This window comes from Caballeronia sp. M23-90 (genome assembly GCF_053574605.1).
On the sequence record NZ_JBSIPA010000757.1, the window covers coordinates 1 to 1,738 of the forward strand.

The window sequence follows — 1,738 nt, forward strand, 5'->3', positions numbered from 1 at the left end:
TGCGCTCTGCGCGGCCGTGGCGGATGCCGCCTTGCTCGGCGCCTTGATTTCACGCTGGACAAACGAGCCGTGCGCCGCGTGAACCTGAGCCACAAACGCCTTCAACTGTTCCGTGCCGCTTGCGAACGCATGCGATGCGAGCAGCATGGAAGCACTCAAAACCCCTGCCTGAACCATACGATGAACTACGCGATGAAACGACTTCGACACTGACTGCATAACAATAAAACCTCCAGAAACCAATTCTGCTGCGTTTATTCCGATTCACGCGCCGGCGTGAGGATCTCGCGATTACCGTTCGAGGACATGCTTGATACCAGTCCCGAATTCTCCATTTGCTCGAGCAAGCGCGCTGCACGGTTATAACCGATCCGCAAGTGCCGCTGCACAAGCGAGATCGACGCACGGCGGTTCTTGATCACGATCTCGACAGCCTGATCGTAAAGCGGATCGGCTTCGCCATCCCCGCCGCCCGCCGCGCCCGGCGCACCTTCTTCACCGTCGCCGACCACGCCGCCTTCAAGAATCCCTTCAATGTAATTCGGCTCGCCCTGCTCCTTCAGCTTGTTCACCACGCGATGCACTTCTTCATCCGATACAAACGCGCCATGCACGCGCACCGGCAGGCCCGAACCCGGCGGCAGATAAAGCATGTCGCCCATGCCGAGCAGCGACTCGGCACCTTGCTGATCGAGAATGGTCCGCGAATCGATCTTCGATGAAACCTGGAACGCCATGCGCGTCGGCACGTTTGCCTTGATCAAGCCCGTGATCACGTCCACGGACGGCCGCTGCGTCGCGAGAATCAGGTGAATGCCGGCCGCACGCGCCTTCTGCGCGATCCGCGCGATCAGCTCCTCGACCTTCTTGCCGACGACCATCATGAGGTCGGCCAGTTCGTCGATCACGACCACGATGGTCGGCAAGCGGTTCAGCGGTTCCGGCTCGTCCGGCGTCAGGCTGAACGGGTTGGGAATCTTCTCGTCGCGCTTCGTGGCTTCGTCGATCTTGTTGTTGAAACCCGCGAGGTTGCGCACGCCCATCTTGCTCATCAGCTTATAGCGGCGTTCCATCTCGGCCACGGCCCAGTTGAGCGCGTGCCCGGCTTGCCGCATGTCGGTGACGACCGGGCAAAGCAGATGCGGAATGCCCTCGTAGACGCTCATTTCGAGCATCTTCGGATCGATGAGAATCATGCGCACTTCGTCGGCGGTGGCCTTGTACAAGAGCGACAGGATCATCGCGTTGATACCGACCGACTTGCCCGAACCGGTCGTACCGGCCACCAGCAAGTGCGGCATCTTCGCAAGATCCGCGCAGACCGGCTTCCCGCCGATATCCTTGCCTAGACCCATGGTCAGGGGCGAAGCGGCATCGGCATAAACCTGCGAGCCGAGGATCTCCGACAAACGCACGGTCTGGCGGCGCTGGTTCGGCAACTCCAGCGCCATGAAATTCTTGCCCGGGATGGTCTCGACCACCCGAATCGAAACCAGAGAAAGCGAGCGCGCCAGATCCTTCGCCAGCCCGACGATCTGCGAGCCTTTGACGCCCGTGGCCGGCTCGATCTCGTAACGTGTCACGACCGGGCCCGGATAGGCGGCGACCACAGCCACTTCCACGCCAAAATCCTTGAGCTTCTTCTCGATCAGCCGGGACGTGTATTCGAGCGTGTCGGCGGAAATGGTTTCCTTCACTTCCGGCGCGGCATCGAGCAAGGCAAGCGGCGGCAAGGTGG

1 protein-coding gene and 1 pseudogene are annotated in these 1,738 nt (G+C 60.9%); both read right to left on the bottom strand.

Annotated elements, in window-relative coordinates; genetic code table 11:
* Positions 1-219, bottom strand: a pseudogene (locus ACRXB1_RS35555) (outer membrane lipoprotein chaperone LolA); the annotation flags it as partial.
* Between the two features lie 35 nt (positions 220-254).
* Positions 255-1,738, bottom strand: a 1,484-nt coding sequence (locus ACRXB1_RS35560) for a DNA translocase FtsK (protein ID WP_449494715.1), incomplete at its 5' end; no start/stop codon positions are given.